Annotated in this window: 18 protein-coding genes and 3 pseudogenes; 5 read left to right on the forward strand and 16 right to left on the reverse strand. The window is 63.0% G+C overall.

Annotated elements, in window-relative coordinates; translation table 11 throughout:
* Positions 1 to 198: 198 nt before the first annotated feature.
* Both B2D37_RS08690 and B2D37_RS08695 read left to right on the forward strand, forming a co-directional pair.
* Positions 199 to 507, forward strand: a complete 309-nt coding sequence (locus tag B2D37_RS08690; RefSeq protein ID WP_079202316.1) for a helix-turn-helix transcriptional regulator — start codon at positions 199 to 201, stop codon at positions 505 to 507.
* A gap of 71 nt (positions 508 to 578) precedes the next feature.
* Entirely contained in the window at positions 579 to 1805 is a 1227-nt protein-coding gene (locus B2D37_RS08695) for an NADH:flavin oxidoreductase/NADH oxidase family protein (RefSeq protein ID WP_079202317.1), read from the forward strand.
* Positions 1806 to 2200: 395 nt separating this feature from the next.
* Here B2D37_RS08695 and B2D37_RS08700 read toward each other — a convergent pair whose 3' ends face one another.
* Entirely contained in the window at positions 2201 to 3127 is a 927-nt protein-coding gene (locus tag B2D37_RS08700; protein WP_079202318.1) for a LysR substrate-binding domain-containing protein, read from the reverse strand.
* 142 nt (positions 3128 to 3269) lie between these two features.
* Here B2D37_RS08700 and B2D37_RS08705 point away from each other — a divergent pair, with 142 nt between their 5' ends.
* Positions 3270 to 4187: a DMT family transporter gene (locus B2D37_RS08705; protein WP_256573194.1), complete on the forward strand. Its 918-nt coding sequence runs from the start codon at positions 3270 to 3272 to the stop codon at positions 4185 to 4187.
* A 379-nt stretch (positions 4188 to 4566) separates the two neighbouring features.
* Positions 4567 to 4959 carry a GFA family protein gene (locus B2D37_RS08710; protein ID WP_079202320.1) on the forward strand — a complete coding sequence of 131 codons (393 nt, stop codon included), beginning with the start codon at positions 4567 to 4569 and terminating at the stop codon, positions 4957 to 4959.
* Position 4960: 1 nt separating this feature from the next.
* Here B2D37_RS08710 and B2D37_RS08715 read toward each other — a convergent pair.
* A pseudogene (locus B2D37_RS08715) lies at positions 4961 to 5355 on the reverse strand (peptidase dimerization domain-containing protein); the annotation flags it as partial.
* 63 nt (positions 5356 to 5418) lie between these two features.
* Positions 5419 to 6243: an alpha/beta fold hydrolase gene (locus B2D37_RS08720; RefSeq protein ID WP_079202321.1), complete on the reverse strand. Its 825-nt coding sequence runs from the start codon at positions 6241 to 6243 to the stop codon at positions 5419 to 5421.
* A 159-nt stretch (positions 6244 to 6402) separates the two neighbouring features.
* On the opposite strand from B2D37_RS08720, the gene B2D37_RS08725 reads away from it, so the two are divergent.
* A complete protein-coding gene (locus B2D37_RS08725; protein WP_079202322.1) occupies positions 6403 to 6726 on the forward strand; it encodes a hypothetical protein in 324 nt (107 codons plus the stop codon).
* A 220-nt stretch (positions 6727 to 6946) separates the two neighbouring features.
* On the opposite strand, the pseudogene argE reads toward B2D37_RS08725, so the two are convergent.
* The 13 genes and pseudogenes from argE to B2D37_RS08790 all read right to left on the reverse strand — a co-directional run bounded on the left by argE (position 6947) and on the right by B2D37_RS08790 (position 19832).
* Positions 6947 to 8103 (reverse strand): annotated as a pseudogene (gene argE, locus B2D37_RS08730) (acetylornithine deacetylase).
* A 74-nt stretch (positions 8104 to 8177) separates the two neighbouring features.
* Positions 8178 to 8852: a DUF1028 domain-containing protein gene (locus B2D37_RS08735; protein WP_079202323.1), complete on the reverse strand. Its 675-nt coding sequence runs from the start codon at positions 8850 to 8852 to the stop codon at positions 8178 to 8180.
* 125 nt (positions 8853 to 8977) lie between these two features.
* Positions 8978 to 9388, reverse strand: a complete 411-nt coding sequence (locus tag B2D37_RS08740; protein ID WP_079202324.1) for a RidA family protein — start codon at positions 9386 to 9388, stop codon at positions 8978 to 8980.
* Positions 9388 to 10777: pseudogene (locus B2D37_RS08745) on the reverse strand (flavin-containing monooxygenase). Before B2D37_RS08745 ends, B2D37_RS08740 begins: the two are co-directional and overlap by 1 nt.
* A 745-nt stretch (positions 10778 to 11522) precedes the next feature.
* Positions 11523 to 12248 (reverse strand): adenosylcobinamide-GDP ribazoletransferase, encoded by a 726-nt coding sequence (locus tag B2D37_RS08750; protein ID WP_079202325.1) that lies wholly within the window; start codon positions 12246 to 12248, stop codon positions 11523 to 11525.
* Positions 12245 to 12820: an alpha-ribazole phosphatase family protein gene (gene cobC / locus B2D37_RS08755; RefSeq protein ID WP_079202326.1), complete on the reverse strand. Its 576-nt coding sequence runs from the start codon at positions 12818 to 12820 to the stop codon at positions 12245 to 12247. The genes B2D37_RS08750 and cobC overlap by 4 nt, the downstream gene beginning before the upstream one ends.
* The gene (gene cobT, locus B2D37_RS08760) at positions 12817 to 13869 is read right to left on the reverse strand and encodes a nicotinate-nucleotide--dimethylbenzimidazole phosphoribosyltransferase (protein ID WP_079202327.1); all 1053 of its coding nucleotides are present in this window, start codon (positions 13867 to 13869) and stop codon (positions 12817 to 12819) included. The genes cobC and cobT overlap by 4 nt, the downstream gene beginning before the upstream one ends.
* Complete coding sequence (cobU, locus tag B2D37_RS08765; RefSeq protein ID WP_079202328.1) at positions 13866 to 14387, reverse strand: bifunctional adenosylcobinamide kinase/adenosylcobinamide-phosphate guanylyltransferase; 522 nt, start codon at positions 14385 to 14387, stop codon at positions 13866 to 13868. The genes cobT and cobU overlap by 4 nt, the downstream gene beginning before the upstream one ends.
* A 126-nt stretch (positions 14388 to 14513) precedes the next feature.
* Positions 14514 to 15965: a cobyric acid synthase gene (locus B2D37_RS08770; protein WP_079202329.1), complete on the reverse strand. Its 1452-nt coding sequence runs from the start codon at positions 15963 to 15965 to the stop codon at positions 14514 to 14516.
* Positions 15962 to 16954, reverse strand: coding sequence for a threonine-phosphate decarboxylase CobD (gene cobD, locus B2D37_RS08775; protein ID WP_079202330.1), 993 nt, complete (start codon positions 16952 to 16954; stop codon positions 15962 to 15964). Before cobD ends, B2D37_RS08770 begins: the two co-directional genes overlap by 4 nt.
* The gene (gene cbiB / locus B2D37_RS08780; protein ID WP_079204942.1) at positions 16947 to 17855 is read right to left on the reverse strand and encodes an adenosylcobinamide-phosphate synthase CbiB; all 909 of its coding nucleotides are present in this window, start codon (positions 17853 to 17855) and stop codon (positions 16947 to 16949) included. The genes cobD and cbiB overlap by 8 nt, the downstream gene beginning before the upstream one ends.
* Before the next feature lie 28 nt (positions 17856 to 17883).
* Positions 17884 to 18531: a 5,6-dimethylbenzimidazole synthase gene (gene bluB / locus B2D37_RS08785; protein ID WP_079202331.1), complete on the reverse strand. Its 648-nt coding sequence runs from the start codon at positions 18529 to 18531 to the stop codon at positions 17884 to 17886.
* Entirely contained in the window at positions 18528 to 19832 is a 1305-nt protein-coding gene (locus B2D37_RS08790) for a cobyrinate a,c-diamide synthase (protein WP_079202332.1), read from the reverse strand. The genes bluB and B2D37_RS08790 overlap by 4 nt, the downstream gene beginning before the upstream one ends.
* Between the last annotated feature and the right edge of the window lie 115 nt (positions 19833 to 19947).

Genomic DNA, 19947 nt, shown 5'->3' on the forward strand with positions numbered 1-19947 from the left:
GAAGATTGCGCCCCGCCTACCCGGCGGTAGACAGCCGGCCGGAGCCCAATGTGGCTGAAACTGGATCACATCAATTCTGCGATAAGTGTCAAAAGCTGACTTCACTTATGCTTGTGACACTATCCAGGCGAAACCGGAGAGGCGGCCGTAGTAAATGCTGCGGTTGACTCTCAGCTAAATATCGAGATATCTTGATTTATGAATATTGAAAGCGTGATTTCCGCCCTCAACAACCCTGTGCGACGCCGAATTCTTGAATGGTTGAAAGACCGGTCGAACTTTCCGCCCTCGCTGCCAGAGCATGCCGATTTGGACGGTGTGTGTGTTGCGTACATTCAAGAGAAGGCCGGGTTGTCGCAATCGACGATCTCAAACTACATGGGTGTGTTGAAGCAGGCTGGGTTGGTGGTGGCTGAGCGTCATGGACAGTGGACGTTTTACCGGCGCAATGAAGGCAACATCCAAGCGTTTCTCAGTGAGCTTGAGAAAGAACTGTTGAAGCCGTGATCGTTGATACGCCACCTGGCTACGAACGGCATGTCGCGCACAAAAACGAAATATTACGATGGAGAAGCCCGATGACGCAGCCAACGACCATGCATGATTTCTCAGGCCCGGAAAATGTGTTGGGCCGCCCGCTTGAGCTTCCCTGTGGCGTGGTTCTGAAAAACCGACTGACAAAGTCGGCAATGTCGGATTCCCTTGGTGACGGGAAAGGCAATGCTACCGCAGCGCAGGCACGGCTCTATGAACGCTGGGCGGAAGGTGGCGCAGCACTGTCACTGATTGGCGAGGTGCAGGGTGATCCGCGCTATCCCGAAAAACCGGGAAATCTGGTGCTGGGACCGGATACAGATCAAAAAGCGTTGCGATCCTTGGCGCGTCGGGGATCGACTGAGGGTGCGCATCTCTGGCCGCAACTCGGACACGCCGGAGCGCTTGCCCATTTGCCGATCAGTCGAGCAAAAGGCCCCTCCTCGCTGGACATTGAAGGGCTGCAATGCGCGGGCATGACCCTCGAAGACATTGGGGAACTGCCGGGCATCTACGCAAGGGCTGCGACAATCGCCAAAGGCGCAGGATTTGGTGGGGTGCAAATTCATGCCGGACACGGGTTTCTGTTAAGCCAATTCTTGTCTCCGTTGTTCAATCGCCGGACAGACGGATATGGCGGGTCAATCGCGGCGAGATTCCGCATCGTTCGCGAGGTGATAGAGGCGGTTCGCCAGGCTGTTGGCGCTTCGTTCCCGATTGCTATCAAGATCAACTCGACCGATAAACTGGAAGGTGGACTGACCGAAGACGAGGCTATGGAAGTGGTCCGCATCCTCGATCAGACATCTATTGACCTGATCGATATCAGCGGCGGAACCTATTTTCCGGGTGCTGCGGCAAGCTCCGATAGCACCTCTGGTAGCGGGCCCTACTTCCTTGATTTTGCACGCCGGGCGAAACAGGCGACCGCCATTCCAATCATGGCCACCGGAGGCTTCAAGACGCGGCAACAAGCAGTTGACGCCGTCGAGAGCGGCGCTGTCGACATGGTGAGCGTGGGCCGTGCCATGGCGCTCAATCCGCATCTTGCGCGCGATTGGTTGAGCGTCGGTGGTGGCGACCCGGCGTTTCCGAAATTCGATACAACCCCTCCGGGCGGCGTGACGGCTTGGTATACGATGCGACTGACTGCGCTCGCAGAAGACAATGAGGATGAATTCAGTGTGGACCTCGAGTCCGCCATGAGCCTCTATGACGTGCGCGATGCGGGGCGCTGCGACGCCTGGCGCAAAGCCTTCGCTCGCCTGTGAGAGCGCGTTTAGAGCAGGGTGTCAGAAACGATTAACACTGGCAGTAACCCGCATGACTCAATTGGCAACATGGCGAGCCGGTACGACGGTGAACCCGGAGTATTCGTTATCGAGCGCAAGCGCACCCGTGAACTCGAAGCTAAAGCGGCAAACGTCACGCGTTTTGGTCGATTTATTCATAGTCCTCGGGTGCATGTTCCGCCTTTGCTGACAGCAACCTGCCAGCCATAGCGAGCGTTACGGAAGACGGACGGGCTACCTATAGCGGGTCGACTCCGGCCAGTCGCGACCGGCAGTAGTCGACCCATTGCTACCAGTCGTGGCGGGCAGCAACCGCCCACAAACGGCCGCACAGCGCTCTAACTCTGGCCCGTTCCAAGTTTGTGCTCCAGTCGTTAAACCTCTGAGCGTGGGGATGGGATGCAACGATTCGTGGCGCCCTCTATCAACCAATCCCTGAATAGCGTTGTGGCTGCGGACATTGGCCGGACGAGGTCATGCACGACGAACTCGGCAAGTCCGGTTTCAACCAAAAAATCAGTCACGCGCACCAATTCGCCCTTATTTATCGCCTCGGCCGCCATGAAGTCCCAAACTAGGCCAATCCCCCCACCTTGTTGAATCGCAGCGTAAGTCAGAGTGAGTTGGTTGAAGGTGGGATCGGACTTAGGCGACTGGTAGGCAATATCAAAGTGAGCAAACCAGTCACGCCACTCGATACAGTCCCATGCCGAAGCCAACTGGATTAGTGGCAGTCCTGCCAGCTCCTCGAGCGTTTTCGCTGCACTACCTGCAACCCCAGGGCGAGCCACCGGATAGATGACTTCGGGGATAAGCGCGGTCGCCTCCAGGCTCGGCCAGTCACCGCCACCATAGAGAATCGCCAGATCATGGTCGGGAACCATGAAAGGCATGATCTCGTTACTGGCGTGGATGTGGATGGTGATTTCCGGGTGCACGGCATTGAAACTGAGCAGGCGTGGAAATAGCCAAAACTGCGAGACGGCATGGGTCGCCAGGACGGTGACTGTATTGGGATGGTGGGTTGTACTAATCCGCTGCCCCGTCACATGGATGCGCTGCAGTGCTGGCACGACCTCCTGCTGGTAGAGCACGCCCGCCGTTGAAAGCTCGACGCCCCGTGCACCCCGCATGAACAGGGCGACGCCCAGTGCCTGCTCGAGTGTGCGCACTTGTTTACTGACCGCGCTTTGAGTCACGCAGAGTTCATCGGCGGCGCGGGTGAAACTGCCCAAGCGGGCAACGGACTCGAAAGCAATTAACGTATCGAGCGGAGGAAGATGGCGAAAGCGTCCGGACATTAAGTTTTCTCGACTATCGGTATGCCTGCACGGAATAGCAGCATGCAGCAATGTCGCTGCAAGACCCCAGAACTATACCGTAAGGTCGCTGCCTTGACTGAGGAGGTAGAGCGACATGAGAACAGCAATAGTCCATGGAGGCATGGCAGGAGCCCTATGGGGAGCCGTGATCGTCGCGCCCGCTCTGATCCCGGACGTTCACCCAGTGGTGATCAGTTGCGTGCGGTTTCTGCTCTACGGGCTGTTTGCGACCCTGGTAGCGCTGCCCAACGCGCGCGCGCTGCTTACCCGCCTGACTCGCCAGGATCAGCTCCTACTGCTTGAGCTGGCACTGACTGGCAACCTGGTGTACTTCATTCTATTGAGTGCGGCAGTGCAGCATGCCGGCGTCGCCACAGCATCCCTTATCAATGGACTGATTCCCGTAGCCGTGATGCTCATGGGCCGCCGCTTCAGTCAGGCCAGCCTGCGCTCAATGCTGACCTCACTCGCGCTGATCTTCACCGGCATCATCTGGATCAACCTTCCAGCAGTCATGCAGGTCATTCGCGGCGAAGGCAGCATGCGGCAGGTTCTGGGCGCCGTTTACGCAGGACTCGGCGTGCTGTCATGGTCATGGTTTGCACTACGCAATGCCCATCAGCTCAAGACCGGCCGTTTCAGCCCTCGTGAATGGTCAACGCTGCTGGGCATAACAACCGGCTTCGTGGCCCTGCTGCTGACAGTAGTGGTGATCCTGGCTCAACCGCAGCTATTACCCACCGACCTGAGTTCCGGGCGCCTCTCCATCTTTTTGGTTACAGCCTTGTTCATGGCCATTGCTGGCTCCTGGGTAGCCAACGCCCTGTGGAACGCATCGGCCCAACGCTTGCCAGTATCCATCGGCGGTCAATTGATCATCTTCGAAACCCTTTGCGCCCTGTTCTACAGCTATCTGCTGGCCTGGACGCTGCCAAGCGCTGCGGAAATGCTCGGCATTTTGCTAGTACTAGGCAGCGTGTTCTGGACGATCCGGGCTGAAGGCCGAAGCGCTTTGCACGGACGACGGCAAGTGAGCTAATGCGAAAGATTAATCTCGCGCCGGGAGCGGCAACCAGTGCCTTGCAGCCGGGCTCAGCTTGAGTAACGCGCGATGTTCCTCTGCGACCAATAGTGAAAGTCCGTTTCACGCCCTGAGCAAGTCAGTCAACCCTGTTCGGCAGCATCCGACCCTTTGCAATCGTTTAGTTGCTATTTTCACACCACCGAGAATGGCCGTTTGCGAGGTCACGCCGGCGCGTCACTCGGGAAGATCGGCCTTGCGGTAGCCATCAAGGAAATGCTCAAGCGCCGCAGCGCCGCGCAATAGCTCCGTCGTGACCCAATGGGTAGAGCATCGCGGACGCCCAACGGAGTTCGTTGTAAATATTCCGACTGCTTGATTTTAGAGGAGACGCAGCATGGACCGATTCACGGGTGGTTGCCTCTGCGGCAACGTCCGAATTGTGGCATCGGGACTCCCTTACCGGATCGGCCTTTGTCACTGTCTCGACTGCCGCAAGCATCATGGAGCCCTTTTTCACGCTTCCGCGGTGTTCCCTCAGCATGCGGTGACGATCGATGGCGAAACCCGCGACTACGCCGGGCGGTTTTTCTGTCCCCGCTGCGGCTCGTCCGTTTTCGCCCGCACCGCAGACGAAATCGAAGTGAACCTAGGGTCCCTGGATGTCCCTGACCAACTGATGCCAACCTACGAAAGCTGGATCGTCCGTCGCGAGTCCTGGTTGCCGCCGTTTCCGCTCACGAGACGATACCAGCGCGATCGTGACGCTACGGGTCGCTTTGAGCAGTAGGTGGCAATAGCAGGCTTTCGGCGTAACCGGCCAGCTGCTCGACCACCTGCTGGGTATCGAAGTCCGCCAGGGCGCGCACCTCGAAGTCGAACAGGCACTCGGCCGGGACTATGTTCAGCGCCCTGCCCCCCTGAATCACTCCGGTTTGCACGGTCGAGACGGCGGATCGAGCGTGGGTCGTGCAACGCCACGCGCGCCAACTGCTCGCCTATCTCGCCCAACTGCCAATCAGTGCGCGGCGTATTCGATGGCGTTGCCCCTGAGGCGCATAAGCCGAGTCACAGGCGGCGCCCTGCACCTGGCAGCGCATGGCCAGCTTGCCCTTGTGGCCGAGCACCGGCTTCAGCTTGGTGGGTTCGCCGATGATGCAGGCGATGGCTTGTGCGGCCGGCCCTCGCTCACTCAAAGGGGGGAGTAATTTATGGTTAATCGCTCCCCTTTGCTTGACGAACGGGGCTCTTAGCGGGCCAGGAACTCCCCGATCAAGCGCGAGACTTCTTCAGGCCGCTCATCGATGACCCAGTGGCCAGCATCCTTGACCCAGACTAGTTTGGCGCCGGGGATAGCCTCAGCAAGCATCGGCGCATACTCCGGTTTCTGGAAGTTGTCCTTGTCGCCCCACAGCACCAGAGTGTCGTGCTCGACATTTTTGAGATCATCGGCAATCGCCTGGGTGTACTCCTTGTTGAGACGGCGCATGTTGCGGAAGAACGCTGCCTTGCCTTTAACGCTGCTCCACGGCTTCAAATAAATTTCGTTGAGCTCTTCGGTCATCACCGCCGGGTTATGCACCCCTCTGGGCATGAAGTCGCGCATGATACCGACGAACGTCTCGACACTCATGGCCTCTTCGACGCCCGGCTCCAGCAAGCTATTGAATTCCGGAATTGGCCAGGAATCGAAGCAGACGCTGTCGATCAGCACCTGACGGCGCACGCGCTCCGGATGATTGATCGCTATCAACTGACCGACTCCGCCACCAATGTCATGGGAGACGATGTCTGCGCTGGGAATACCGAGCGCATCCATCAATTTGACGATGATCCGGCACTGGGCATTGATCGAGACATCGGCATCCAGTGGCATGTCGGACTCACCATAATTGAGCATGTCCGGGACGATCACTCGGTGCTGCGCCGCCAGCCTCGGCATCACGTCTCGCCACATCAGTTTGTTGGTGGGGATACCGTGGATCAGGATCACCGGACGACCTTCGCCCATTTCCTGATAGGCGATCCGATGGCCTTCGATCATGGCGTACTGCGTGGCGATTTGCGTATTCATAGCAACCTCGTATTTCGGGTGTATTGGCACCACTTGGCTGCCCAATGATGTGGAATGTCAATCACCTTAAAGATATTTGAATGTTCGTTCAAATAGTTTTTGAGCAATCGCTCAAAATACGATTTAATACGCTTCATTGATTCTTTCGGAGACCTCAGCATGGGCCGCGTCATCAACCGTAGCTTGCTCAACACCCTACGCCTGACCGTCAATCTGGTCACCTACCCAGAAGGTCATCGTGTGATGCGCCACAATGACCCCATCGGTAGCGGCAGCTACTACAAGCTCAATTTTGTAGTGATGAAACCTGCTGAAGGTGGAATTTTTGAGACAGATCGCGTCATTTTCTCCCTTTTTAATCGCGTCATCCTGTTCCGGCCCGATCTGTACGATCACAGCGTCTCGACCATCATGCGTGGCAAGCGCGTGCTGCTGAGCATCGCGCTGCATGCACCCTGGGGCTCCGCTGCTCAGGAACAATGACATGGCAGACGCACTTGAAAACGGCGACAAACAAGAAGAGGACGCACTGGGGCGTCCTCTTCTTGTCTCACACGTTTATCAGGCCTGACGGGCTTGTCTCAGCAATTATTAAGGGTGTCTGTAGTGCGACCCAGTACAGCCCGCGAAGTCTCCCTCGTCGGTAGCGACCCGTATCGTCGGGTAGACGGTATTGGCCTTGATGTGACGGGCACGGGGTGACTCACACTGGGTTCTGCATCCAGTCTGCCAAGCGCACGAGCATGGCGTCGCAACCCTCCAGCTGTTCGACGCTAACGAATTCGTCGGGCTTGTGCCCCTGCACCATGCTGCCTGGGCCGCAGACCACAGTGGGGATGCCAGCCTGGCGGAACAGGCCGCCCTCGGTGCCGAAGGCCACGGTGCCGAACTCGCGGCTAGCGCTGATCAACGCCAGCAGCTCGGCCACTTCACTGTGCGGGTCGGTGGCCAGGCCCGGATAGGCCGACAACGGCTGAAAGGCGATGGACGTCTCGGCGCTGCGCGCACGCATCGCCGGTAATAGCTGGCTTTCGGCGTAGCCGGCCAGCTGCTCGACCACCTGCTGAGCATCGAAGTCCGGCAGGGCGCGGATCTCGAAGTCGAACTGGCACTCGGCCGGGACTATGTTCAGTGCCCTGCCCCCTGAATCATGCCGGTCTGTACGGTCGAAAATGGTGGATCGAAGCGGCGGTCGTGCAACTCCACTCGCGCCAACTGCTCGCCTATCTCGCCCAGTTTGCCAATCAGGCGCGCGGCGTATTCGATGGCGTTGACCCCCAGGGGTGCGTAGGCCGAGTGACAGGCGGCGCCCTGCACCTGGCAGCGCATGGCCAGCTTGCCCTTGTGGCCGAGCACCGGCTTCAGCTCGGTGGGTTCGCCGATGATGCAGGCAATGGGCTTGTGCGGCCTTCGCTCGAGCTCGGCCAACAAGGAGCGCACGCCCAGGCAGCCGACTTCCTCGTCGTAGGAGAAGGCCAAGTGCAGCGGCACGCGCAGCGGCTGGGCGAGAAAGCGCGGCACGGCGGCCAACACGCAGGCGATATAGCCCTTCATATCGGCGCTGCCGCGCCCGTACAACTTGCCGTCACGCTCGGTCAGCTGGAACGGCTCGACCGTCCAGGCCTGACCGGCCACTGGCACCACGTCGGTATGACCGGACAGCACCACGCCACTGCGATCGTCAGGGCCGATGGTGGCGAACAGGTTGGCCTTGCTGCGCTCGGCGTTGTAATCCAGCTCGCACGCTACCCCCAGACCCTTGAGGTAGTCGTAGATAAACTCGATCAGCGCCAGGTTGGACTCGCGGCTGACGGTATTGAAGGCGATCAGCTTGGCCAGTAGGTCACGGCTGGTGGGCATGGGGGCTCCTTAGTGGATGGGGCAACAGAGCTGATGGGTAGCGCTGCGCTCAACCCATCCTCCGGCTCGGCTGCCTACTCGTTGCCCGGCACGCCGTAGCTGGGTGCGGCGGTCGGATTTAGGGCGCGGGTCAGGTAGTCCTGCATCTGCGGGCGGTAAGCCTGCCAGAGCTGATCGAGCTGGCCGAGCGGGTCCTCGTCGGCCCAGTCCACTCGCAGGTCGACGATCGGCCAGATCAGCTCGCCGACCACCGCGAGCGCCGCCGAATGCACCGGCCCGGTTTCGCCACCCGCGGCCACGGCAGCGTGCATGGCGGCCAGCAGGCGCTCGGGCAAACTGCCCTCGGCCTGTTCGAAGGCTGCCACCATGGCCGCGATGACCTCAGTCCCGGCCAACAGATTGCCGGCGGCGACGCAGTGCTCGCCAGCCAGCGCGTTGCTGATGCCCAGCGACTGAGTACCGCTGAACAACGCGCTTCGCCCCTGGCTGTCGATCACCGCGACCTGGCGGTACTGGCTCCAGCCATTGCTACTCAGCGCTTGCTCCAGCGCGGCGGCGGGCTCCTGGCCGGCATCCAGCAGGTCGAGGATCTGCGGACCAAGCGCTGGCAGGGTAATGTTCTGCGTGGCTACCGCACCGACCCCGGCGCGCAGCCAGGGACAACGGGCGCCCACGGCAATGCTCGAAGAGCTGATGGCGATGCCCAACTGGCCGGTTTCGGCGCAGTGACCAACGATGGAGAACGTCATAAAACCTCCTTAAACAAAAGATCCTGAAAGTGTCACGAGCGACGCTCAGGCATGGCGAGGACCGTCACGGCAAGTGAGCATTATTGAGACGGCCCTCAACTCATCCTGAGCGAGCGTAGTAGCTGTCAATCGGGGATCACGGCGATCACGTCGATCTCCATCAGCCACTGCGGCTGACCGAGGGCAGTGACCACCAGACCGGTGGAAATCGGGAATACCCCTTTCAACCACTTGCCGACTTCCTGGTACACCGGCTCGCGGTAGCGCGGGTCGATCAGGTAGGTGGTGGTCTTGACGATATGACTGAGGTCGCTACCAGCTTCCTCGAGCAGTTGCTTGACGTTCTTCATCGCCTGCTCGGCCTGTGCCTGCGGGTCGCCGAGACCGACCAGGCGCCCCTCGAAGTCGGTACCGACCTGGCCGCGCACGTACACGGTATTGCCCGCGCGCACCGCTTGGCACAGGTCGTTGTCCAGGCTCTGGTTGGGGTAGGTCTGTTTAGTGTTGAACATACGGATGCGGGTATGAGTCGGCATCAATTGACTCCCATCAGGCTGGCTTTTTGGACGTGCGAATTGGGGTATAGGCCGTCGGGGCTTGCCTTTCGAGCAGCCTCTGCTTGGCGTTGCGAGGCATCCCGATAGGCGAGATAGGTGCGCTGTTTAACGATGTGCTCAGCAATATGCTTGGCATCGTGCCAAACGCCCCAGATGAACGCGGAGCCACGACGCGACAGCCACGGCAGGCCGACGAAATAGACCCCAGGCTCGCTGGAAACCCGCGCTGATGCTGTGGTTTGCCGTTTGCGTTGCAGGCGTCGACCTTCAGCCAGCTGTAATCAACTGCATAGCCGGTTGCCCAGATGATCGAGGTAACGCCGGCCTCGGCCAGATCGAGTTGAAGAAGCGGGTGGGTCACACAGTGCGGATCCGCAAGCATGCTGCGGGCTTCAGGTTCTTGCGGAAGGTCGAGGCCATTGCGGGCAATGTAGGCGTCAGCCGCATCCAGCAGCGCCAGATAGTTCTCATCGCCGCGAGCCAGGTTGTCTGCAAGATTCGCTTCGAAGCTCACCACCCCCTCATTGAACGATTTAGTCAGACCAACCAGCGTCATCCCCTGCTGGGCAAGCCTGCGGAAGTCAACCGTATGGCCGCCACGCGCACCGCTTACGGCAATGGTGACGTGTTCCTTGCCCGGCTGGACGGCCTCGGCATCCCATTCGCCGAGAACCCCCAGCCACCAGCAGAAGTCACGGTTGCGATAGGCGCGCGGAGGACGGTCGTGCGCGCCAACGGAGAGGTACACCTGTTTGCCGGCACGCTGCAGTTCATCGGCGATCTGCACGCCCGACGACCCGGCCCCCACCACCAGCACCGCACCTTCGGGCAGTTGTTGCGGATTACGGTATTCGGCCGAGTGGATCTGCGTGATGTTGTTATCTGCAGGCGCGATCGGCGGGATAACAGGGCGCTGGAAGGGGCCGGTTGCGACCACCACCTGATTGGCCTCGATCACGCCCGCGGAGGTTTCAATCGTGAAGCCCGGCCGGTCCGCATTGCGCTGCACCTTCTGCACGTCCACACCAGTGCGGATAGGCGCGTTGAACTTCTTGGCATAGGCTTCGAAGTAGTCCGCTACCTGCTCTTTCGCGGCAAAGGCGTCGGGGTCGAGACCGTCGAATTCCAGCCCCGGAAAACGGTCGTGCCAGGCCGGACCATTGGCAACCAGCGAGTCCCAGCGCCCGGTACGCCAGGCTTCGGCGATACGCTTGCGCTCCAGAACGAGGTGGGCCACGCCGAGGTTGCTCAGGTGTTCGCTCATGGCTACGCCAGCCTGACCGGCGCCAATAACCAGCGTATCTATTTGTATTTTTTCAACTGTCATGTCTGTGTCCTTCACAAGGCGCTTTGATCCAGGTCGCTCATGGCTGCCGCCGCTGATTCCAATCATTGCTGCTCTACTGTTGCGGCTGTCCGTGGGGGTGTTGGCTGCATTCTGTTCGGAGCCAGGGATTTGCGAAATTATGATTTTTGTAGTCGCTGGCTAGGAAAAAGCTGCCCGCACGGAAAACCCAGAGCCTGCATGGCAGCAGGCTTTGGATATAGGTGGTTTCGCGTCAGGCGCGAGAAATTAGCGTGTTTCGCCAATGTCACGGCGCTCGCAGAGCCGGCCTCACTGCCCTGTCACGCAGAGGATTGCTGAGTGGCATGCGCCTGCCCGCGCCCTGAAGCCCGGCAGCGAAAGCGCCCCATGCAGCCGGTCGAGTTGTGGGGCGCGCTTGCAGAATTCCGGGCTCGGCCCGGATGAAAAACCTACTGAGGGATCACGCCTGGTGTCGTGTCAATCATGAAATGTCGGATCATTGTCGGGTGGGTCGGGCCGCGCAGGTTAGCGGCGCCAAGCTCCGAACGTTCAGGCAGCGCTATCGTGGCGCGCCGCGTAACCCACCAGGCGATAGGCCTGCGTCGCGCCGATGGTGGGTTACGGCGCAACGGATCTTGCAGGCTCATCGCTATCGGTAGCATGCGCCTAACCCACCCTACAGGGATCGCGGTACATGGGTAAGATCGCGATTAACAGGCATTTAAATGTTGTCGTGACACTAGCCGTCCCCAACAGGCTCGACTCTTTGGCGTGTTGTGGCCGCAGCCTACTCATGCCGCACGCCGTTCACAGCGCCAGGGCCACCAGCACCGCACATTCCGCCAGTTCCAGCATGGCGCCTGCGGTATCGCCGGTGGTGCCGCCGAGGCGTTGCAGCATCAGCCTGCGTAGCCAGGCGAACAGCAACCCAGCCACCAGCAGCGCCAGCACGCCGGCCCAGCCGAACAGCAGCAGCGCCGCGGCATGCGCCGCCAGCAGCCAGGGCAACTGCTGACGCGGCAGGTGCTCGGCCAACGCCTGACCCAGGCCGCCGGCACGCACATAAGGGGTAGTGAGGAACAGCAGCGGCACCAGCCCGCGCGCCAGCCAGGGCACCATGAGCAGCAGCGCGCCCTCGCCCGCCTCCAGCAAGGCCTCCAGCGCGGCGAACTTGAGTAGTAAAACCAGCACCAACACCACCACGGCAATCGGTCCGCTGCGCGGGTCTTGCATGATTTCGAGGGTGCGCTGCTGGTCGCCGAAGCCGCCGACCCAGGCATCGGCCGTATCGGCCAGGCCATCCAGGTGCAGGCCACCGGTGATTCCCACCCAGACTGCCAGCAGCAGCGCCGCCTGCAACAGCAAGGGCGTGCCGCCGAGCAGCTGCTGCAGACCGAGCAGCAGCAGGCCAAGCAACAGCCCCACCACGGGATACCAGAGCAGCGAACGGCCAACCTGCTGCGGCGTCGGCATCCCCGTCAGGCTGATGGGCAAGCGGGTGAGGAACTGCAAGGCGATCAGCAAGGGCGTCATGCCAGCTCCAGCAATTGGCCGTCTGCCTCAACCTGCAGGCGAAAGCGTTCGGCATGAGCGACCTGCACCTGCAGCAACTCGGCGCGCGGCAAACCGCGCGCGCGCGCCAGCAGCAGGCGCATGACCCCGCCGTGGGTGATCAGCAGCAGGCGCTCACCGGCATGCCGCTCGTACAAGCGCTGCACCGCGCTCAACACCCGCGTCTCGAAGGCCAGCAGCGGCTCGCCTTCGGGCGGGGTGAACGCGTAGGGATCGGTCCAGAAACGCCCGAGCGCTTCGGCATCGCTGTCCATCAAATCGGCGCTGCTGCGACCTTCCCACGCGCCGAAATGCAGCTCCTGCAAGTCAGGTTCCAGGCGCAAGGGCAAGCCGTGTTGCCCGGCCAGTTCCTCGGCGAAACGCGCACAGCGTTGCAGCGGTGAGCTGATCACTCGATCCCAAGGCCCGGCGTCGACCACCGAGCCGCGCAACTGCGCCCAGCCGGCCTCGGTCAAGGCATCGTCGAGACTGCCGCGCAGGCCGCCGCCCAGCTCGGTTTCGCCGTGGCGCAGTAGCTCCAGGTGCAGGCTCATGCTGGACGCTCGGCCACCGCGGCCTCGGCGAAGGTGGCCATCTCGTTGTGCAGCCGAATGGCCAGCTGCAGCAAGGGCACCGCCAGGGCCGCGCCACTGCCCTCGCCCAAACGCAGACCCAACTGCAACAGCGGCTCGGCCGCCAAAGCCTGGAGCACCCATTGATGCCCCGGCTCGGCGCCCTGGTGGGCGAACAACAGCCACTCACGGCAACTCGGATTGAGGCGCACCGCGGTCAGCGCCGCGACGCTGCAGATAAAGCCATCGACCAGCACCGGCAGCCCCTGCTGGGCGCAGGCCAGATAGGCGCCAGCCAGGGCGGCGATCTCGAAACCGCCGAGCCGTTCAAGCGCCAGCAACGGGTCATGCAGCGCAGCGCTGTGCAAGCTCAGGGCGCGTTCGATCACCGCCGCCTTGTGCGCGACCCCGGCGGCATCCAGTCCGGTACCGGGACCGACCAGGGCAGTCGCCGACTGGTTCAACAGGGCGCAGGCCAGGGCGCTGGCGGCGGTGGTGTTGCCGATGCCCATTTCGCCGCCGATAAACAGCTGGCTACCGGCCTGCTGGGCGCGCAGCACGCTGTCGCGCCCAGCCTGTAAGGACGCGCGGGCCTGCTCCGGGCTCATCGCCGGGCCACGGGCGAAGTTCTGCGTACCGGCGCCGATCTGCAACACGCGCACACCTGGCAGCGGCGTCGGCACTGCGGTGCCCAGGTCGATCACCTCCAGGCTGGCGCCCAGTTGTCGCGCCAGCACGCTGATCGCCGCGCCGCCACCGACGAAGTTGGCCAGCATCTGCCCAGTGACGGCCTGCGGGAAAGCCGACACACCCTCGGCGACTACGCCATGGTCGGCGGCGAAGATGCTGATCCACAGCCGCTCGATGCTTGGCCGCTCACGGCCTTGCAGGCCGGCCAGCTGGATCGCCAGTTGCTCCAACTGACCGAGCGAGCCGGCCGGCTTGGTCAGTTGCTGCTGACGCGCCGCGGCCTTGGCCTGCATCTGCTGATCCACCGACTTGGCACCGGCCAGCCACCATGCGTGTTTCATAGCCCCTCTCCCTTCAAGACCATCGGCAAACCCGCCACCGTAAAAATCACCCGCTGACAACGCTCGGCCAGGGCCTGATGCAACCAGCCGGCTTCATCGACATAGCGCCGGGTCAGCTCGCCCAGTGGCACCACGCCCAGGCCGGTCTCGTTACTCACCAGAATGATCCGCCCCGGCAGTTCGGCCAGACACGCCAGCAGCGCCTCGCGCTCGGCGTTCAGGCGCGCCGGGTCTTCCAGCATCAGCAGGTTGGTTAGCCACAGGGTCAGGCAGTCGACCAGCAGGCAGCGCCCCGCCGCCGCGTGCTCGCCCAGCACCCGGGCCAGCTCGAACGGTTCTTCCAGCAACGCCCAATGTTCCGGACGCCGCGCGCGGTGGTGCTGGATGCGCGCAGTCATTTCGCCGTCCAGCGCCTGGCTGGTGGCGATATAGGTCACCGCCAGGCCAGATTCGTCAGCCAGCGTCTCGGCCAGACGGCTCTTGCCAGAGCGGGCACCGCCGAGGATCAGTTCAAGCATGTCGATAACCTTTTCAATCCAATGGATGGCGGAGGCCGTGTGGGAGGGGCCGAGCGGCGATCCGTTTTAGCCGCGAAACGCTTCATTCCGCGATTTCGCGGCTAAAGCCCCTCCCACGAAAGCAGCTCACAGGCCGCACAGCTCGCGCAGCCGGTCGGTATCCAGATGCGCCTCGACCATATCGGCCAGGCGCTCGATGTCGCGCTCGCGCAGGGCGTGGTAGTCCACCGCTTGCACCTCGCGCAGCCCGGCCCAGCGCAGCAGCGCGCTGCAGGCCGCGCTCGACTCGAACAGACCGTGCAGGTAGCTGCCGAGCACCTGGCCGTCCTCACTCTGCGCGCCATCGCAACGGCCATCGTCCAGCAGCACGGCAGCGGCCTTCAGGGCCGGCCCGCTGCTGACCCCGGCGTGAATCTCGTAACCGCTGACTTCGGCATTTTCCAGGCGCAGTTGACCGCGCACATTGCGCAGCTGCTTCTCGGGTTCCAGCACGGTTGAGAAGTCCAGCAGGCCCAAACCCTGGCTGCTGCCCGCCGCGCCCTCCAGGCCGCGTGGATCATCGATGCGCTGGCCGAGCATCTGCAGACCGCCGCAGATGCCCAGCAGCTTGCCGCCGTAGCGCAGGTGTTTGTCGATGGCCGCCTCCCAGCCCTGCTCGCGCAGAAAGGCCAGGTCGGCGCGCACGCTCTTCGAGCCAGGCAGGATAATCAGGTCGGCCGGCGGGATCGCCTGGCCGGGGCCGACAAACGTCAGCTCGACCTGCGGGTGCAGGCGCAGCGGGTCGAAGTCAGTGTGGTTGCTGATGCGCGGCAGTACCGGCACCAGCACTTTGAGCGTCTCGGCCGCCTTGGCGATCTGCCGGGTATCGATGGCGTCCTCGGCTTCCAGGTGGAAATCCATCAGATAGGGCAGCACACCGAGCACCGGTTTGTCGGTGCGTTGCTCCAGCCAATCCAGCCCCGGCTGCAACAGGGCGATGTCACCGCGAAAACGGTTGATCACAAAACCCTGGACCCGCGCCTGTTCCGACACGCTGAGCAATTCGAGTGTACCGACCAGATGAGCGAAGACGCCGCCCTTGTCGATATCGGCGATCAGGATCACCGGGCAATCCACCGCCTCGGCAAAGCCCATATTGGCGATGTCGCCGACGCGCAGGTTGATCTCAGCCGGCGAGCCAGCGCCCTCGACCATCACCACCGGATAGGCGGCAGCCAGACGCTGGTGCGACTCCAGCACCGCGTTCATCGCCACCTTCTTGTAGTCGTGGTAGGCCACGGCATCCATGCTGCTCAGGGCGCGGCCATGGATGATCACCTGGGCGCCAGTGTCGCTATTGGGCTTGAGCAGCACCGGATTCATGTCGCTGTGCGGCGCCAGGCCGGCCGCCTGGGCCTGCACCGCCTGGGCGCGACCGATCTCGCCGCCGTCGGCAGTTACCGCGCTATTGAGCGCCATGTTCTGCGGTTTGAACGGCACCACGGCCACGCCCTGGCGCTTGAGCCAGCGACACAGCGCGGTTACCAGGGTGCTTTTGCCGGCGTCCGAGGTCGTACCTTGAACCATTAGCGTGCTCATGCGAACTCCTTGGCGAATACCTGCAGTGCCTGCTCCAGGCGCAGCCAGCCCTGCTCGCCCGCAGGCAGGCCGAAACGCAGGCTGTCGGGGCTGTCGAACAGGCGGGTGAGAATGCCATTACAGGCGAGAAATTCGTGTATCAGGCTGGCCCGCCGATTGACGATCCACTGGAACAAGGCACAACCGCCAGTCGGCGCTAAACCATAGGCGCTGAGCAACACGGCCAGACGCAGACCATCGGCACGCAAGCGCTCGCGTTGCGCTTGCTGGCCGAGCTGATCCTGCAGCAGCGCCGTTGCGACTACCCTGCTCGGCCCGCTGACAGCCCAAGGCCCAAGCAACTCGGCCAACTGATCGAGCAGCCCCGGCTGGGCCAGGACAAAACCCAGGCGAATGCCGGCCAAACCGAAGAACTTGCCGAACGAGCGCAGCACGATCAGCCCTGGCAGCGCGCTATGCGCCGCCAGGCTGTGCTCGGGGGTGCAATCGATAAAGGCCTCGTCGACCACCAGCCAGCCGCCACGCTCGACCAGGCGTGCATGCCAGCTCAGCAATTGCTCGGGCGCGAAACGGCGGCCGGTGGGGTTGTTCGGGTTAATCAGCAGCAGCACATCGAGGCGCTCCAGCGCGCGATTGATCCCGCCTTCGCTGAGTTCCAGCAGGCGATGGCCTTCGCGTTGCCAGGCGGCGGCATGTTCGGCATAGGCCGGCGAGACGATGCCGACCCGAGCGTTGCGCCGCAATCGCGGCAGCGCCTGGATCGCCGCCTGGGAGCCAGCCACCGGCAGTAGATTGGCCACCCCGTAATAGTCGCGGGCGGCAACTTCCAGGCCGTCGTCCAGTTCGGGCAGACGTGTCCAGGCCGACGCGGGAATATCCGGCAGCGGCCAACCATAAGGGGCGATACCGGTGGACAGATCCAGCCAGTCGCGCAACGGAATGGCAAAATTCAGCGCCGCCGCACGCAAGCGGCCGCCATGTTCAAGCACGATAAAGCCCCCATAGCACCAGCAGCGCCAGCCACAGCAGCACGCCGGCGTAGACCAGATTGATCGCCCGCTCGATATCCCGCGCCCGCGCTGGCGGGCCCTGACCCAGTTGCGCCCGCGGGTGCAATTCGCCGTGATACTCGGCCGCGCCGCCCAGGCTGACGCCGAGGGCACCCGCACCGGCGGCCATCACCGGCCCGGCGTTGGGGCTGTCCCACTGCGGCGCCTGGCGTTGCCAGCAGCGCAGTGCCAGGGCCGTCTTGCCGAGCAGCGCATAGGTCAGCGCCACCAACCGCGCCGGCAGGTAATTGAGGACATCGTCGATCTTCGCTGCGGCCCAGCCGAAGCGCTCGAAACGTGGATTGCGGTAGCCCCACATGGCGTCCAGGGTGTTGCTCAGGCGATACAGCACCACACCCGGCGCACCGGCGACGAGGAACCAGAACAGCGCGGCGAATACCGCATCCGCGCCGTTTTCCAGCACCGACTCGGTGCCTGCGCGCGCCACGCCTGTGGCATCCAGTTCGGCGGTGTTGCGGCTGACCATATAACCGACCCGTGCGCGCGCCAGTTGCAGATCGCCCAGGCGCAGGGCCTGGGCCACCGGCTGGGCATGTTCGCCCAGGCTCTTCAAGCCGAGGGCGGCATAGAGGGCAAGTATCTCCACCGCCCAACCGAATACCGACACCTGCGCGAGCACTCCGACCAGCAGGGTCAAGGGCAGTACCGCCAGGCACCAGGCGCTGACCCCATGACTGCGCCAACCACTGCCGCCAGCATTGAAGCGTTGTTCGATGCGCTCAGCCATGCGCCCGAAGGCCACTAGCGGATGCCAGCCTTTCGGCTCGCCAAGGGCTGCATCCAGCGCCACTCCGGCCAGGGCGCTGAGTAGCAGACTCAAGCCCATGCCTCGCTCGCAGGCAATACCATCATCGTGTTCCCCATTGATCCTGAAACAGCAGTTCACTCAGTGGACGCGGCTCTGCCCACCCTTGTTGCACCAGCATCGGCGCGTCGTAGAACGCCACCACCGGTCCCAGACAGAGCACCGCCAACGGCTTGCTGCCGGGCGGCATGCCCAGCAACTCGGCCAACGCCTGTGGCTCGAACAATGAAACCCAGCCCATGCCCAGGCCCTCGGCGCGGGCGGCGAGCCAGAGATTCTGAATCGCGCAGGCCAGCGAGGCCAGGTCCATTTCCGGCAGGGTGCGGCGGCCGAACACATGCCCCTCGCGCCCGTCCATCAGCGCCACTACCAGCAGTTCGGCGCAGTCGCGGATGCCCTCGACCTTGAGCCGCATGAATTCGCCGGAGCGCTCGCCCAGGGCCTCGGCGGTGCGTAGCCGCTCCTCGTCCACCAGACCATGGATCGCCTCGCGCAACGCCGGGCGGGTAATCCGAATAAAGCGCCAGGGCTGCATCAGGCCAACGCTGGGGGCCTGATGCGCCGCCTCGAGCAAACGCGCGAGCAGTTCCGGCGTCACCTCGCCACCGCTGAAATGGCGCATGTCGCGACGTTCGGCGATGGCGCGATACACCGCCGCGCGCTCCTCAGGACTGAAGGTATGCTCGTTCATGGCTGCTCGCAGGGGTGAAACAGCGCCGCAGCGGCGACTGGGTCTGAAGGCAAATAAAAGTGGATATAGGAGGCCGTCAGCCGCCCCATGCGATAGACCGCCTCGGCGGTGCGTTTGTAGTTCGGGCACTCGCCGCGGGTGATCGGGACCAGCGCGCTGGTCAACGCGGAGTAATGGAAACTGTGACCGCGCAGCCGCCCCTCAGGCAGTTCGGTGTGCTGCAAGGCCATGGCCGTCATGCGTGGCTGCAGGGTCGCCTCGCCCTCCAGCACACCGAGCATGCGGCCACTGGCGCCCTGCTTGTCGGTCAGTTTGTCGAACAGATAGAGCATGCCGCCACACTCGGCATGGATTGGCTTGCCGGCGGCGTGATGGTCACGAATCGCCTGGGCCATGGCCTGATTGGCCTCGAGCCGCGCCAGGTGCAACTCCGGGTAGCCACCGGGCAGGTAGAGGCTGTCGACCTCGGGCAGCACCTGATCGGTCAGCGGCGAGAAGAAATGCAACTCGGCGCCCAGCTCACCCAGCAGATCCAGGTTGGCCTGGTAGAGAAAGGCGAAGGCGCTGTCGCGGGCAACGCCGATGCGCACGCCGTCGAGCAGAGGCTCAATCGTGCGCGGTTCGGGCGCGGCGAACTCGACTGCAGGCGGCAAAGCCACGTCGGCGCTGGCGGCCAAGGCATCGGCGGCGGCATCCAGACGGGCATCCAGATCGGCCAACTCTGCGGCCTGCACCAAGCCCAGGTGGCGGCTCGGCAATCCGACTTCGACGCTGCGCGGCAGGGCGCCGTACCAGCGGATCGACGCCGGCAACGCAGCGCACAGTATCTCGCCATGGCGCGTGCTGCCAACCCGGTTGCCGAGCACCCCGGAAAACGGCAAGTCAGGCTGGAAGGTCGCCAGGCCATGGGCCATGGCGCCGAAAGTCTGGGCCATGGCCGAGCCGTCGATCACCGCCATTACCGGCACAGCAAAGCGGCGCGCCAGATCGGCCGCCGAAGGGGTGCCGTCGAACAGGCCCATCACCCCCTCGATCAGGATCAGGTCGGCCTCGCCCGCGGCCTCCCAGAGCAGGCGCCGGCTCTCGGCCTCGCCGACCATCCACAGATCGAGCTGATACACAGGCGCACCGCTGGCGCGGGCGAGGATCATCGGATCGAGAAAATCCGGCCCGCACTTGAACACCCGCACCCGCTTGCCCTGGCGCGTATGCAAGCGCGCCAGGGCGGCGGTGACCGTGGTCTTGCCCTGCCCCGAGGCGGGCGCGGCGATCAGCAGGGCCGGGCAGTTTCTCGCACTCATCGCGACCTCTCGTCAGCCAATGCGCTGCGCGAGGAAGCGCCACACCATGTAGGGCGGCCTCGCCACGCAGTGGCAGCCCGCCACATCCGCTCAACCCACCCATCACGGCATACTG

The sequence above is a fragment of the Pseudomonas sp. CC6-YY-74 genome (assembly GCF_002025205.1).
In the GTDB taxonomy this organism is placed as follows: Bacteria; Pseudomonadota; Gammaproteobacteria; order Pseudomonadales; family Pseudomonadaceae; genus Aquipseudomonas; species Aquipseudomonas paeninsulae.